The organism is Erwinia pyrifoliae DSM 12163, from assembly GCF_000026985.1.
In the GTDB taxonomy this organism is placed as follows: domain Bacteria; phylum Pseudomonadota; class Gammaproteobacteria; order Enterobacterales; family Enterobacteriaceae; genus Erwinia; species Erwinia pyrifoliae.
The window spans coordinates 340,802-356,375 of record NC_017390.1 but is presented as its reverse complement, the minus strand read 5'-3'; the positions used below and the strand labels follow the sequence as shown (position 1 = coordinate 356,375).

The following is a 15,574-nucleotide window of genomic DNA, read 5'->3' as shown; positions in this document are numbered from 1 at the left end:
CTGTTGATTATCTTCATATCCCAGATAGTCTTTTTTTACTTTGAGAGATCCAGAAACTGGAAATGGGCAACAGGGATCATGACAGCACTTGCCTTTTTGTTTTTTTTCATCAGGTAAGGCTCATTTATATTTCTGATAACTTTTGGCAGACTCCAGGTTTACATGCTCATCCCGCGCTGCCGTTCCGGCGTGTGGCCGATAAGCTGCTGCTCTTACCGGCCAAGCTCCCGCTGCCGTTCAGCGGCGGCCTCTTTGGACTTCAGGCACCTTCAAATTTCCATAACATTTTTTTTTCGATCCACTGAGCGTCAACCCCCAATCATTGACTATTTTACAAAAAACAATAAAAAAAATCCATTTACGGACAGCGGAAAAATAGAGTGGTGGCTTAAAAACAGGGATATGCTGAAAGAAAAATATGATACCCCTGAGCCAGAGTCGGATGGTTCTTTTACTGTCGTCTTCTGGCTGTTTGGTGAAGGCTATAAAGAGGAAGGGAAATCTGACAGGCAATGCTTCGAAGATAGGAAAACACAAAAAAAATGCATCGATAAAAATTCACTTATTCTGGTGAAGAATAGCAAAAACTCCGGGATGTATTTCATCCTGGATAGTGGAACATATCGTATCAATGACGCTGGGGAAATAAGAAAGAACAAATCCGATTGAGTGCTTCTCCCTCGCATAGAAAGCACCAGAAAATTTTCTGTTTCCCCGCCTTGCAGCAGCCATACAGCCGCAGTCAGAGTCATACTTCGGACTAGCCAGCGCCCGACGGCACAGGGGGTTTAATCACCTGCCCGATGGCTTCGGGGGAAACAGCGCATGATCTGTTTGCGGTGGGTCATGGCCCAACGATCTTAATGTTCTGTTAAGGCATAAACAGGCTATTGAGGTGTGCGGAATGACTTATCCCCCACACACCCCGGTAAGAGCCGAAAGCGATGGTTTAAGCCGTACCGCCCACGGTCAGCTTGTCCAGCTTCAGAGTAGGCTGCCCAACGCCGACGGGCAGGCTCTGCCCCTCTTTGCCGCAGACGCCAACGCCTTTGTCCAGCGCAAGGTCATTACCGACCATCGAAATCTGCTGCATCGCCTCAATACCGGAACCGATAAGCGTAGCGCCTTTTACCGGTTTGGTCACTTTACCGTTTTCGATCAGATAGGCTTCTGAAGTAGAGAAGACAAATTTACCGGAAGTAATATCCACCTGGCCGCCGCCAAAGTTTGGCGCATACAGGCCGTATTCTACGCTTTCGATGATCTCCTGAGGCGTGGACTGGCCCGCCAGCATGTAGGTGTTGGTCATGCGCGGCATCGGCAGGTGTGCATATGACTCGCGGCGACCGTTGCCGGTCGGCGCAACGCCCATCAGGCGCGCATTGAGTTTATCCTGCATGTATCCTTTCAAAATACCGTTTCCAATCAGCACGTTATATTGACCAGGAACACCTTCATCGTCGATAGCAAGCGAACCGCGCAGACCATCAATGGTGCCGTCATCCACCACGGTACAGAGTTCAGAAGCCACCAGCTGGCCCATCTGCCCGCTGAACACTGAAGTGCCGCGACGGTTGAAGTCGCCTTCCAGACCGTGCCCGACCGCTTCGTGCAGCAGCACCCCCGGCCAGCCTGCACCCAGCACCACCGGGATGCTGCCCGCCGGAGCCGCCACCGCCTCCAGATTGACCAGCGCCATGCGCACCGCTTCACGCGCCCAGGCTTCCGCTCGCACTTCACCGGCTTCATCGGCGAGGAAGAACTCATAGCCAAAACGCCCGCCGCCGCCGCTGGAGCCGCGTTCGCGCTTGCCGTTGTCTTCCACCTGCACGCTGACCGACAGGCGCACCAGCGGGCGCACGTCGGCAGCCAGCGTGCCATCGGTGGCTGCAACCAGCACCTGCTCATAGACGCCGGTCAGGCTGGCAGAAACCTCCTGCACGCGTTTATCTGCGGCGCGTGCGGCGCTGTCAACGCGGTGCAACAGCGCAATTTTCTCTTCACGCGTCAGGCTCTGTAACGGGTCCAGCGCCGGATAGAGTGCACGATTAACCACGGCTGCCAGGGTACGGGACTGACCGTTGCCCTGCTCGCGCACAATGCTGCGTGCTGCCGTTGCGCTCTGATGCAGCGCATTTAGCGTGATCTGATCGGCATAGGCGAAGCCGGTTTTTTCACCGCTAATGGCACGCACGCCCACGCCCTGGTCAATATTGTAAGAGCCGTCTTTAATAATCCTGTCTTCCAGCACCCATGATTCATGGAAGCTGGACTGGAAATAGAGATCGGCGTAGTCCAGCCTGCGTTCAGATAGCTGGCCGAGAACGGAAAAGAGGTCGCTTTGACTCACGTTGTTCGCAGTTAGTAACTGCTCACTTACCAGATTCAGACTCATGAATTCTCACTTTACAGGGATAAGCCCGCATCCGGGCTTCATCACTTAACTGGGTTGGGATATATGGCAATAGGGGTAGCCTGAGGCAATTCCCCAGCTACGTCAAATTCACTTTTCGCTGACTTCACGCGGTTTACGCAACACCTCATCAATTTGCGGCTTATCAATCGGGCCGCTAATGTGGTAACGCAAGACGGAAATCTTGTTCCATAACGGCCCCAGCACTTTGCTGGCGGCAAACACGGCGGCACCGACAATCGGGTTAATGACAAATGCCGTGGCGACGCCAACCGAAGCCGATATTTCCGGAGCCACCGTGGCCTGCAAATTGACCCGGCGCTGCACCAAATCGATATCGCCGTTCATCGCGATATCCGCTTCCAGCCCGTCCAGCAGCAGATTATCGGTATGCATCACACCGTTCTCAATCCAGGCCGTTGCATTAATCGAATCAAAGTAGAAGCCCTGGCTGAAGGTATCGCTGAAGTCGAGGCGTAGCTTGCGTAACAGGGCATCGAAACTGACCAGCCGCAGCAGCTGACCCGTTCGTCCGGTAGAGATATCAGCAATATGACCCGAACCGAGATAAGATTTCAGCACGCCGCTCAACGTTTCGCTGGAAGGCTGCCACGGGGCGGCGCGCCAGTGCAGATCGTATTCGAACTTAAAGGGCGCATCGCGCAGCGGCGAAGTCACGCCAAACCAGTTGATCGCCCGATCGATGTTCTTGCCGCTCAGTACGCCTTTTAGCGCAGTACGCTGCTCACCGGTCCGGTTGACCCATTCACCGCTGGCCGTCAGACGCGCGCTACCACTATCAATCAGGCCATTTTTTAATGTCAGCGTATCACCGGACGGTTGCAGTTCGGCCTGCATACGGCCCATGTTTTGCCCACCCAGCCAGCACTCATCGCAGTTCAGGCGCAGCGCTGGCCAACGGCTGAAGTTGACCGTCGTGGCATGGCTGGGGAGTGGCACGGCGCGCTCTTTGCTATCCCACTGCGGATTGTAATACAGGTATTTCAGGTTGACCGCCCACGGGCTGCCCTGTTTGATGGCCAGCGAGCCATGAATATCCTTGCCTTCGGCAGCGACCTTCATTTCACCGGCCGCGCCCTGGCTGAGCGTGGCGGTAAGATCCTGCCACTGCTGGCCCGCCAGCGATAAGGCCGGGGTATGCAGCCGGATATCACCCGGCAGCACTGCGCCACCGGCCTTACCGCCCGCACCCATACCGCCGCCCAGAAGCCCCAGCCAGGCTTCTCCATCCAGCGGCGGCAGATTCAACAACATCCCGTGGCTGTCCGGCAGTGCCGGTGTGCGCGACACATTATTTTGCCACACGCCGCGTTCAGCCCGCAGCTGCTTGCCCAACAGCCAGCGGCTGTTGAAGCGCTGGCTGTCGCCGAGCGCACCGCTCAGATCAAAACGCTTCAGGTCACCTTTCACCGCCAGGATAATCGGCAGCGCCTCACCGGAGGCTTTATTCAGCGGAGAAGGTAAGTGACTACTTACATTCTTCAGGTCGCCTTCAATGCCTATCTGGTACTCTGCCCCGCCACGGTGAGGCAGAGCGATCTGCACCCTGGCCTGCCATGGCAGATTACCCGCCAGCTGTTGGCGCACGGCAGACGGTAAAGGGGGCATTTGCCCCGGCCGCCAGTCGGCATCAAGGTCGACGCCGATGCGGTAATCTTTCTCGCCTTCCTGAGTGGTAAAACGAACGCCAAGCGGCTGACCGAACCAGCGGGCGCTCATCGCATCACTTTTCAGATTGCCGTTATCATAAACAAAACGTCCGGTAAGCTGTTCAAAGCGCGTGCCAAGCGGCTTAATTAGCAGTGAATTCTGCTTCAGATTAACATCCCCCGTGGCCTGCACCTCCTGACCATTCAGCGGTATATCAAGATGTAAGCGACCACTTACATCTCCGCCGATCTGCAGTTCTTCAAGCGCAGCCCCCAGCGATGACTTCAGCGGGGAGCGATTAAAATAGCCGCGTATCTGCGAGCCATCGCCCCTGATGTCGCCGTCGATAATCAGCTTCTGCTGCAAATAATCCGGGATCGCTGCCGAAATATTGTGCCCGTTAACCTCGCCAAGCTTCACCTCCGGTGCCTGCATCCACAGCCCGTTATTGGCAAAATCGAGGTTAATATCGAGGTTTTCCAGCGCTGGCCAGCCGGGTTGAAACTCATAGGTCGCCTGACGCAGCGGTACTGCCACCTCAAACATCCCTTCGTGATGCGCAAACGGGAACTGATGCGGGTCGCCCGCAAAGAGCAGCGTGGCGTTATGTACCTCGCCCCCTTTGATCGCCCCGCTGAGATAATCGGTGAGGGATTTCCCCATCAGGGGTTCGGGGAAATAGCGCCAGGCGTCACCGGCATTGGTCAGATTGATGCCAGCCAGAATAGCGAGATGCGGTGCCTGGTCCTGCTGCTGATAGCGGAAATCACCGCGCGCCCAAAGCGAGCGCGCCTTCACATCCAGCTGCTGACCGGAGAGCGTCAACCCATCCTGGCCATACTGCCAGCGCAGTGCGCCGCTGGCTCGTTCGATCTCCAGCGGCGCACGGAACATATCCCCGTAGGGCAGCGACGCCTTCTGAAGCTGAAAGGTGATGCGTCCGTCGGCAACGCCACCCGCCAGCGTGCCGTCGAGGTTTTCCATGCCGGGCAACAGCTGCCACTGCCGCCAGCTCAAACCGTGCCATTTGGCCTGAAAACGTGTCTGCTCCGGCTTTTGCAGCGGAATATCCAGCGCCAGCGCGCTAAGCTGGCCACGCGGCTGCAAGGTTTGCCAGTTCGCCAGCAGCTTCGGTGATAGCCTGGCAAACAGCGGGATCAGCGGTTCAAGGTGCTGAAGATCGAGATCGGTGGCGCGTAACCTGAGTTCCGGTTGGCCGTCAGGTCCGGGCAACTGCTTATTCTGCGGCTGCCACAGTAGTGACAGCTGTCCGTGGGGCCAGGGTTGGTCGTCAATAATAAAGCGCGTCTGTGGCACCTTCAGACTCCAGCTGCCTTTAAAGCGGCTGATATGTGCTGTCAGATTATCGACGCTAAAGCGATGTGTCTGCGCATCCCCCTGCCAGCTGGCGCCGCCCTCTTTCAGCCAGATATCCCCGGTGTGAATGTCACCATTTTTGACCTCCATCCAGGCCGCAAGGCTGAAACGGGCGCTTTGCAGGCTGGTATTGTCCCGCATCCACTGCCCAAGCCAGGGTTTGATATCCACATCATCGGCCTGCATCCATACGCGTCCGGTATCGAGATAGCCGTTGCTGTCACTCAGATCAAGCCGCACCTGTACCACACCGTGCTGGCCGGTGATGCTGGAAAGGCTGACCAGCCCTTCAGCACGATGGCGTTCTTTTTCATTCATCCAGGTCAGCTGTGGAATAGCCAGGCTGTCACGCTGACCCGAAGGCGTCAAAAAGCTGATTTCGCTGTCGCGCAGATCAAAGTGGTCAAACTGATGCAGGAAGAGATCGTTGAGGCGTTCGGCAGCGACAGCCGACCGGTGGCCGTCGCCAAATGACAGTGGCGTATTGGTGGCAAGGCGCAAATGCCAGAAGGTGAGATCGCGGAACTGCCAGCGCAGATGAAGTAATGACTGCCAGATATCCAGGGCAAGCGTGACGCGCTGGATCTGCATGCTACCGCCATCGGCAAGGCCGGCCTGAATATCAGCGATCTCAAGGCGCGGGCCAACGTTTTCCCAACTGCCCTGCAGAGCGCTGGCCTGCACCGTCACTCCCGTCGCCGCCGAGACTCGTTCAAGGATCGGCGTACGCCAGCTGTTCATGTGCGGCATCAGCAGGCGCAGACCGCTGATCGCCAGCGCAGTCACGACCACTAATGTTGCGCAAGTCAGTAACAAAATCCTCGGCAGTTGCCTCACTCACCTCTCCTGGTGTTCTGCAGGAACAAACGTGCAGTCGGTCACCTTGTCAGATAACCGGCGGCAGGTTACATCATCACCACGTCAAATTGCTCCTGAGTATAGAGCGGTTCAACCTGGACTTTAACCTGTTTGCCGACAAAGATTTCTACTTCGGCCAGAGCATGTGATTCGTCGCTTTTCAACGCCTCTCCCACGGATGGCGAAACGTAGACCAGGAAGCGATCTGAGTCATAGGCATGATGCACGCGCACGATCTCACGCATAATTTCGTAGCAGACCGTCTCAACGGTTTTCAGCGTGCCGCGCCCTTTGCACACCGGGCAATCCTGGCACAGTACGTGTTCAATACTTTCGCGCGTTCGCTTACGCGTCATCTCCACCAGCCCCAGCTGAGAGAAGCCGTTAACGCCGGTTTTCACCCGATCTTTGCTCAACGCCTGCTCCAGAGAATGCAGCACCCGGCGACGATGGTCTTCATCATTCATATCGATAAAGTCGATAATGATGATGCCGCCCAGATTACGTAAGCGCAGCTGACGGGCAATGGCCTGGGTCGCTTCAATATTAGTATTGAAAATAGTTTCTTCCAGATTGCGATGCCCGACAAACGCCCCGGTATTGATATCGACAGTGGTCATGGCTTCCGTCTGGTCGATGATCAAATATCCGCCGGACTTCAGCTCCACCTTACGATCCAGCGAACGCTGGATTTCATTTTCGACGTCGAACAGGTCAAATATCGGCTGCTTGCCGGTATACAGCTCCAGCTTCGCGGTCATTTCCGGAATATATTCGCTGGTAAACTCCAGCAGATGTTCAAAGCTTAGCCGCGAATCAATACGGATGCGATCCAGCGCGGCACCGGCAAAGTCGCGCAGAATGCGTTGCGACAGCGCCACCTCACCGTACAGGCGGCAGCGCGTCTGATTACGTTTTTTGCGCTCGATGACTTTGGTCCACAAACGCTTAAGAAAAGCGGCATCAGAAGCCAGTTCGTCTTCACCCACTCCTTCGGCGGCGGTGCGAATGATATAGCCGCCCAGTTCATCGCAATAAGCCGCTACCACTTCTTTCAAACGGTTGCGTTCGGCTTCGCTGTCAATGCGCTGCGAGACGCCAACGTGTGAAGCCCCCGGCATAAACACCAGATAGCGCGACGGCAGGGTGATGTCGGTAGTGAGACGCGCGCCTTTGGTGCCGAGCGGATCTTTCACTACCTGCACCATCAGATCCTGCCCCTGACGCACCAGCTCGGAGATATCACGCACGATAAAGTTTTTCTTCTCGTCACCGGCTACGCACTCGGTATGAGGCATAATATCTGAGGCGTGCAGGAACGCGGCTTTTTCAAGGCCGATATCAACAAACGCCGCCTGCATGCCCGGTAAAACGCGGCTGACGCGCCCTTTATAAATATTACCGACGATGCCGCGACGCGCTTCGCGCTCGATATGAATTTCCTGCAAAATGCCACCGTCGATGTAGGCAACTCGCGTTTCCGACGGCGTAATATTGACCAGTAGCTCAGCTGTCATTTCAACCTCTCACTTCACGCAACGCCTGAAAATGACGCCACAGCTCGGCCGTTTCCACTAAAGGCAACCCCACCACCGCGTGATAACTTCCATTAATTTTTCTGACGAAGTTACCGCCAAATCCCTGAATACCGTAGCTGCCCGCTTTGTCCATCGGCTCTCCGCTGGCGATATACCCGTTGATATCTTCAGGCGTCAGCAGGCGAAAAGTCACCTCGGTGACCACCAGACAATCCAGCATCTGGTGACGATCGGCCAGCGCCACCGCCGTCATCACCTGGTGGGTCTGCCCGGAAAGCTTTGCCAGCATGGCGGCGGCGGCGGCGGCATCTGTGGGTTTTTCCAACACCTCATGATTCAGGACGACGAGGGTATCCGCTCCCAGCACCGGTAAATCGGTCGGGGCAACGGCCACGCCGGCCTGCGCTTTATCACGCGCCAGGCGCTTGACGTAGCGTTCTGCGGTTTCACCTTCAGATCGTTGTTCTGCAACGTCCAAAGTGAGACGTTCGAATGACAGGCCCAGTTGAGTCAGCAACTCGCGGCGGCGCGGAGAAGCAGAAGCCAGATACAGGGATAGCATATGAGTCCTTTATTGTACGGCAAACTGGCGACGGATCTTTCTCATCAGTAAGAATAGCCACGGCCAGAGAACACCGTCGATAACGCTACTCCAGAAGATTTCCGGGCGGAAAGAAACGTTGATCACCAAAAATTCTGACCAGAAGACAATGACATCCATCGCCAGCGACAGCACCATCACCAGCAACGCCTGTTGCCAGAGCGCCAGATTACGCAACAGCTGAAACTTAAAGGCGACCAGGTAGGCGATAATACTCAAAGCCAGTGCACGTACCCCGAGGGTTGAACCGGAGATGAGATCCATTATAGATCCCATCATAAACCCGGTGCCGATATTCACCCGATGCGGCAGCGCCAGCACCCAGTAAATGATGATCAGCAATAACCACGATGGCCGGAATAACAGCAGCTGTTCTGGCCACGGCATGATTTGCAGCATCAGTGCGACGAGGAAAGAGAGCCAGATAACCCAGCGCCCGTGACTGCGGTAGCGGCTCAAGGCTGGGCTCCCTGCACGGCTGGCGTGCGCACCCTAGTGGCGTCTGTTTTTTGGGCGGCCGGTGCGTTGCCCGCCGCATCAGGTGCCGGAGGTCCGGCCACCTCGCTGGCCTGCGGCAGCACCTGCGGCATCATCTGCATCAGGCGTTCATTCGCCACGCGATGCACTTCATTCGGCGCCATTGGCATGGTGCCATTACGATCCGCTCCCCACAGCAGCAGCAGGTAGCGCAAGCGTTGCAGGCCCGCAGTGGGGCGCGCCTGAATCACCGTATACGCACGCTGGGTATCTACTTTAACGGACGAAACGACAGCAACCGGATAACCTTCAGGGAAGCGCCCCCCCAGGCCGGATGTCACCAACACATCGCCAGCGCGAATATCGGTGTTACCCGGCAAATGTTCAAGCTGCAGCTCTTCAGTACAGCCATTACCGGCGGCAATCACGCGGATGTCATTACGTAAAACCTGGATCGGCAACGCGTGGGACGCATCACAAATCAGTAGCACGCGGCTGGTCACTTTTCCCACCCCGACCACCTGCCCGACGACGCCTTTATCGCTGATCACCGGCTGTCCTTCATAGACGCCATTCACGCTGCCTTTATCGATCACCACCTGGTCGGTGTAAGGATCGGTGCCCGTGGAGATCACCTGCGTCACCATTTTGTGTTCGTCCTGACGCAGCGGCGATCCCAGCAGTTCTCGCAGCCGGGCGTTTTCCTGCCTGAACTGGCCCATCAGCAGCAGTTCGCTGTTCTTCAGCATCAGTTCACGTTGTAACGCGTTGTTTTCCAGCTCAAGCTGCTGGCGGGAGGCCAATGTTTCAGAAACATGGTCTAAAATCTGACGAGGGCCATTGGCCAGGAAATAGAATGGACTGACGGCCGTGTCCATGTAGGTGCGGATCTGGGAGAAAGCACCCATGCGACTGTCGGCAATCATCACGCCTATTGCCACAATAATCGCTAAAAATAAGCGTAACTGCAGGGAAGATCTCCTGCTGAACATCGGCTTCATAAACTCGGCGTTTTCCTCGACAACATGAAAAAGGAGTGCGGGCAGCGACCCGCCACTCCTTCAGGCAGATTATTCTTCGCTGAACAAATCGCCGCCGTGCATGTCGATCATTTCCAACGCTTTGCCGCCCCCGCGTGCCACACAGGTCAGCGGATCTTCTGCAACGACTACGGGGATCCCGGTCTCTTCCATTAGCAGGCGGTCAAGGTTACGCAATAGCGCGCCACCACCGGTCAGAACCATGCCACGTTCGGAGATATCAGACGCCAGTTCAGGGGGGCACTGCTCAAGAGCAACCATTACCGCACTCACGATACCGGTTAATGGTTCCTGTAGCGCTTCCAGAATCTCGTTAGAGTTCAGGGTGAAGCCGCGCGGAACCCCTTCGGCAAGGTTACGACCGCGCACTTCGATCTCGCGCACTTCATCGCCCGGATAGGCGGAGCCAATGCCGTGCTTGATGCGTTCAGCGGTGGCTTCACCAATCAGAGAGCCATAATTACGGCGCACGTAATTAATGATCGCTTCGTCGAAGCGGTCGCCACCGATACGCACAGAAGAAGAGTAGACCACGCCGTTAAGCGAGATCACCGCCACTTCAGTGGTACCACCACCGATATCAACCACCATCGAACCGGTTGCCTCAGAAACCGGCAGGCCCGCACCGATAGCCGCTGCCATTGGCTCTTCAATAAGGAACACTTCGCGTGCACCTGCACCCTGAGCGGATTCACGGATGGCCCGGCGCTCTACCTGGGTGGCGCCTACCGGCACACAAACCAGTACGCGCGGGCTTGGACGCATAAAGCTGTTGCTGTGCACCTGTTTAATGAAGTGCTGCAACATCTTTTCGGTGACGAAGAAATCGGCAATCACGCCGTCTTTCATCGGGCGAATAGCGGCGATATTGCCAGGGGTGCGCCCCAGCATCTGCTTCGCATCATGGCCGACTGCCGCTACGCTCTTGGGAGAACCAGCACGATCCTGACGGATAGCCACGACGGAAGGCTCGTTAAGCACGATGCCCTGCCCTTTCACGTAAATCAGGGTATTGGCGGTACCCAAGTCGATGGACAAGTCGTTGGAAAACATGCCTCGGAATTTTTTAAACATACTAAAGGATAATCCTGCAAGCTGGGGGCGAAAAATAAAATCCGCTTACTCTACCAACCACGCGAAGCAGCGACAAGGCGCAAAAACGTCCTGCTCCGGTGAAAAATTGTGCTATTTCGTGCCGACAACACTACCGGTACGCTCTTTTGCGCAACTGAGGCCGTCATTACGGCATTCAGCCCTGGTTTCAAGACGGATTGACGGACATAACATACATAAAATTTAACATTTTAAGTTTTGCCTCGGCCGGCGATAACGCCGTTCCTGACCACGACCGCGCAAGTATTCTACGTGAAAACCGGGCGAACGTGAGACTAAACTCGATATCTTTGCGAATATTTTTTTACGCTGGTGTTAACTGATTGGGACGCGGCGAAAAAGTCTCCCTGCCCCCCGGTAACGCCCAGCTCTGCCAGCGTTTGCCACTCTTCCCTTGAATGGACTCCTGCAGCAAAAACCTCAGCGCCCGTTTGCCGGCAGCTCTCAAGAAGGCTTTGGACAAACAGCTGATTTTCGGTGCGCTTGTCAATACTGCGCACCAGGCCCGGATGCAGTTTAATCAGCCGAATCTGGAACTGTTTGATATAGGCAGTGCTCACGACCGTCAGACCCGCCTGATTGACCGCCACGCTACAACCAAAACCGTAAAGCAAACGAAAGACGGGAGCCAGGCGATTGATGTGTTGACACACATCGGCTTCCGCAAGTTCAAACAAAATACGTTTTCTTTGCGATTGAGTGCATTGCAACAGGCTATCCCGCAGCCAGCGCAGGAAAGAGCGTTGCAACAGGGAGTCAAGAGTCAGTGGAATGGCCAGCGTTTCTTCCGGCCACCATTCAGTCAGCGTGACGACGCGTTTTACCAGCAGGCGGTCATAGCGTTCTGCCAGACCGAGTTGCTGCACCATAGGCAGATATTCGGCCGACAGCAGCTCTTTTTCTCCGTCATAGATACGCGGCAAAATTTCACGATGATGGACTTCACCCAGGCCATTAACGGCCGGCTTCTGGTACAGGCGCGGGCCGCCCTGATTGACGGTATTCTCCAGCAAAGTGCGCCATTTAACGCTACCGCGCGTCAGATCCTGTTGGCCGCCCTCACCGACTGACCAGTTATTACCGCCCTGCAGCATGGCCTGGCGCGTCGCCAGTTCGACGTTTTCCATCACCTGTTGCGTACTTTGCCCGCTGTGCCAGCCGCTGATACCAATATAGATAATGTCATCACGATCCACCATCCGCGTCGACGGCAGGCTGTCTACTGCGGTGATCAACTGTGAGGCGATGCTATCCGCGTCTTTCACGCTGCGATGCGGCAGCAGGACGGCAAAGTCGCTGCGGAAATAGCGCGCCAGAAGCGCACCGGGGTAACGCAAAACAAAGGTTGACAGCATGTTGACCAGGGCAAACAGATATTCCTGTACCTCGGCATGCCCCCAGCGTTCGCGCAGGGTGTCAAAATCCGGCAGTCGGATCATCATCACCATCCCGTGCGTGCCTACCGCTTCCGGGTCTTCTAACAGGGTAGTCAGTTGATTATCAAAAAACAGGCGGTTATTCAGGCCGGTACGCGCATCTTGCGCGGCGAAGGCCCGGATTAGCGTGTCGATGCGGTTATGCTGCTCTCCCGCCTCTTTTAAATCCGACAGCAGCAAATCGATGGCGCTACTGGCTTTTGGCGGCCATTCATGTACCGAACCCGGCCTGACGGTGGCTCTGTCACCGTTGATCACCGCCCCGGCGCGCGCTTCCAGACGCTCCATTCCCTGCAATTGTCGGTAGAGCCAGCGATGCGCCTGCAACAGCAGCAGCATCATAATCACCACCACGCCGATAATCGCCGACAGACTGGAGGCACCAATCAAAGAGGTAAACCAGGTACGGGTGGAATCGACCCACTGGATACGTAAAGCCATATCCGTATGTTGAGTCAGCGGCAGCACGGTTTGACGATAACGATTAGGCTCATCCTGCAACAGCGGGCGCTGATGGCGAGTGACCTTAAGCAGCGGCCGGTTATCCTGGGATAGTTCGATATGTTCTATGCGCAACGGATTCATCACCTGGCGCAGCCAGGATTCGATCTGTGCGGGCGTCTGAGCAAATAATGCGCTATCAACTTCATCAGCCATCAGCTGAACCCGATACTCTGCCCGCTGGTTGCTAAGATAGAAGAAGCTCAGCACGCAGCCGACCAACATCAACAACATCGCCAGTGAACTGAGCAGGGTAACAATTGCAGAAAGCTTGGTGGTTAATCGCATTCTTATGCCAGTGAAATGCCGTAATGGCCAATGTCATTAACTCAGCATCGCGAGCTGGTTGTTAACGATCGAAAACAACAGGATGCCAGAGTACAGCGCCAGAGGAAAATAACACATCGTGTCCAACAAATGCCGATCTGAGATCGGATCAATGTTCATTTTAGCGCGTATAGTCATGGCCGACCGCTCTCAGAGAATAAATATTCATATTTCAGGAGATCCTTATGCAGGCACTGGTGCTTGAACAGCCAGCAGATAAAACTACCGCAGCCATCAAACATCTGCCTGACGACAGTCTGCCCCAGGGCGATGTCACGGTGGATATTGACTGGTCGGGTATTAATTACAAGGATGCGCTGGCGATAACCGGCAAGGGAAAAATTATTCGCCAATTCCCGATGGTACCCGGCATTGACTTCGCCGGTAAAGTGCACAGCAGCAGCGATGCGCGCTTTCACCACGGCCAGCCGGTACTGCTGACCGGCTGGGGCGTTGGCGAAAACCATTGGGGTGGTCTGGCTGAACGGGCGCGGGTAAAAGCAGACTGGCTGGTGCCGATGCCGCAAGGCATGGATGGCCGTCAGGCAATGATCATCGGCACGGCCGGTTTCACCGCCATGCTGTGCGTCATGGCGCTGGAGGAAGGCGGCGTGACGCCAGACGACGGTGACGTTCTGGTAACGGGTGCCAGCGGCGGGGTCGGCAGTACCGCCGTGGCGCTGCTCAACGCGCTCGGTTACCGGGTGGTCGCCGTTAGCGGGCGCGAATCAACCCACGATTATCTGCATCAGCTGGGGGCCAGTGAGGTGCTGCCGCGCAGCGCGTTCAGCGAACGATCTCGCCCGCTGGAAAAACAGCGCTGGGCCGGAGCGATAGATACCTCTGGCGGAGAGGTGCTGGCCACGGTACTGGCGCAAATCCACTATAATGGCGTGGTTGCCGCGTGCGGGCTGGCGGGGGGCGCCGCTCTGCCCACCAGCGTTATGCCGTTTATCTTGCGCAACGTACGCCTGCAGGGCGTCGATTCGGTGATGACTCCCGTAGCGCGCCGTCATCTCGCCTGGCAGCGTTTGCAGCAGGTGCTGCCCGCGACATTTTATCAGCAGGCGACCAGCGAAGTCGCGCTGACTGAAGCGGTGGCAGCGGCAGAAAAACTGCTGAATAATCAGATGACCGGCCGCACGCTGGTGCGTATCCGTTAACCGTTTGCCCACGCAAAGCGCCATAATTCACTACCAGAGACAGGGCCACAGATGAAAGCCGTTAACCAACTGACAGAAAATGACGTTACGCCAGAGAACCTGTTTCATGCTCGCCGCCGCACGGTGTTGAAAATACTGGGTTTGAGCGCGGCGGCGCTGTCCCTGCCCGGCGCTGCGCATGCCGACCTGCTTTCATGGTTTAAAGGCAACGAGCGTCCGCGTATGGCATCGGGCCGACCGCTGGATTTCAGTCAACCACCGCAGTTCCAGGCCAACCTCCCGCTGACGCCGGAAGATAAGGTGACGGGTTACAATAACTTCTATGAGTTCGGGCTGGATAAAGCCGACCCGGCCGCCCATGCCGGCACGTTGAAAACCGCCGACTGGACGCTTGAGATAGAGGGTGAAGTAGCGAAACCGCTGACGCTAAATATGGATGACATTTTTAAACGCTTTGCGCAAGAACAACGGATTTACCGCATGCGTTGTGTGGAAGGCTGGTCGATGGTGGTTCCCTGGGTTGGCTTCGCGCTGGGCAAACTGCTGCAAGCCGCAGAACCGAGCAGCAATGCCCGCTTTGTGGCTTTCCACACGCTGTACGCCCCGGATCAGATGCCGGGCCAGCAGGATCGCTTTATCGGCGGCGGGCTGGATTATCCTTACGTGGAAGGTCTGCGGCTGGATGAAGCCATGCATCCTCTGACGATGCTAACCACCGGCGTTTATGGTAAAGCCCTGCCGCCGCAAAATGGCGCACCGATCCGTCTGACCGTGCCGTGGAAATACGGCTTTAAGGGCATCAAATCCATCGTGAAAATCAGCCTGGTCAAGGAGATGCCGCCGACCACATGGAACCTGTCCGCCCCGCATGAGTATGGTTTCTACGCTAACGTTAACCCCCACGTCGACCACCCGCGCTGGTCGCAGGCAACTGAACGCTTTATTGGCTCCGGCGGTATTCTTGATGTGCAGCGCCAGCCGACGCTGCTGTTCAATGGTTATGCCGACCGGGTGGCCGCCCTGTATCGCGGTCTCGACCTGCGGGAAAACTTCTGAGAT

11 protein-coding genes are annotated in these 15,574 nt (G+C 56.2%); 3 read left to right on the top strand and 8 right to left on the bottom strand.

The features are described 5' to 3' along the window. Nucleotides 1-162 precede the first annotated feature (162 nt). The gene (locus EPYR_RS01635) at nucleotides 163-669 is read left to right on the top strand and encodes a DUF943 family protein (protein ID WP_012666672.1); all 507 of its coding nucleotides are present in this window, start codon (nucleotides 163-165) and stop codon (nucleotides 667-669) included. A gap of 280 nt (nucleotides 670-949) precedes the next feature. On the opposite strand, the gene tldD is transcribed toward EPYR_RS01635, so the two are convergent. The 8 genes from tldD to csrD all read right to left on the bottom strand — a co-directional run bounded on the left by tldD (nucleotide 950) and on the right by csrD (nucleotide 13,313). Beyond that, nucleotides 950-2,395 (bottom strand): metalloprotease TldD, encoded by a 1,446-nt coding sequence (gene tldD, locus EPYR_RS01630; RefSeq protein ID WP_012666671.1) that lies wholly within the window; start codon nucleotides 2,393-2,395, stop codon nucleotides 950-952. A 108-nt stretch (nucleotides 2,396-2,503) separates the two neighbouring features. Then, the gene (gene yhdP / locus EPYR_RS01625; protein WP_014538456.1) at nucleotides 2,504-6,298 is read right to left on the bottom strand and encodes an AsmA2 domain-containing protein YhdP; all 3,795 of its coding nucleotides are present in this window, start codon (nucleotides 6,296-6,298) and stop codon (nucleotides 2,504-2,506) included. Nucleotides 6,299-6,366: 68 nt separating this feature from the next. Then, nucleotides 6,367-7,836, bottom strand: a complete 1,470-nt coding sequence (gene rng / locus EPYR_RS01620) for a ribonuclease G (protein WP_012666669.1) — start codon at nucleotides 7,834-7,836, stop codon at nucleotides 6,367-6,369. 1 nt (nucleotide 7,837) lies between these two features. Next, nucleotides 7,838-8,419 carry a Maf family protein gene (locus EPYR_RS01615; protein WP_012666668.1) on the bottom strand — a complete coding sequence of 194 codons (582 nt, stop codon included), beginning with the start codon at nucleotides 8,417-8,419 and terminating at the stop codon, nucleotides 7,838-7,840. Between the two features lie 9 nt (nucleotides 8,420-8,428). Then, nucleotides 8,429-8,917: a rod shape-determining protein MreD gene (gene mreD, locus EPYR_RS01610; RefSeq protein WP_012666667.1), complete on the bottom strand. Its 489-nt coding sequence runs from the start codon at nucleotides 8,915-8,917 to the stop codon at nucleotides 8,429-8,431. Continuing rightward, complete coding sequence (gene mreC / locus EPYR_RS01605) at nucleotides 8,914-9,936, bottom strand: rod shape-determining protein MreC (RefSeq protein WP_012666666.1); 1,023 nt, start codon at nucleotides 9,934-9,936, stop codon at nucleotides 8,914-8,916. Before mreC ends, mreD begins: the two co-directional genes overlap by 4 nt. Before the next feature lie 69 nt (nucleotides 9,937-10,005). After that, a complete protein-coding gene (gene mreB, locus EPYR_RS01600; protein ID WP_004155044.1) occupies nucleotides 10,006-11,049 on the bottom strand; it encodes a rod shape-determining protein MreB in 1,044 nt (347 codons plus the stop codon). Nucleotides 11,050-11,363: 314 nt separating this feature from the next. Further along, nucleotides 11,364-13,313 carry an RNase E specificity factor CsrD gene (csrD, locus tag EPYR_RS01595; protein ID WP_012666665.1) on the bottom strand — a complete coding sequence of 650 codons (1,950 nt, stop codon included), beginning with the start codon at nucleotides 13,311-13,313 and terminating at the stop codon, nucleotides 11,364-11,366. A gap of 224 nt (nucleotides 13,314-13,537) precedes the next feature. Here csrD and acuI point away from each other — a divergent pair, with 224 nt between their 5' ends. Continuing rightward, a complete protein-coding gene (acuI, locus tag EPYR_RS01590; protein ID WP_012666664.1) occupies nucleotides 13,538-14,515 on the top strand; it encodes an acrylyl-CoA reductase (NADPH) in 978 nt (325 codons plus the stop codon). A gap of 51 nt (nucleotides 14,516-14,566) precedes the next feature. Continuing rightward, nucleotides 14,567-15,571: a protein-methionine-sulfoxide reductase catalytic subunit MsrP gene (gene msrP / locus EPYR_RS01585; RefSeq protein ID WP_012666663.1), complete on the top strand. Its 1,005-nt coding sequence runs from the start codon at nucleotides 14,567-14,569 to the stop codon at nucleotides 15,569-15,571. The last annotated feature ends 3 nt before the right edge of the window (nucleotides 15,572-15,574 follow it).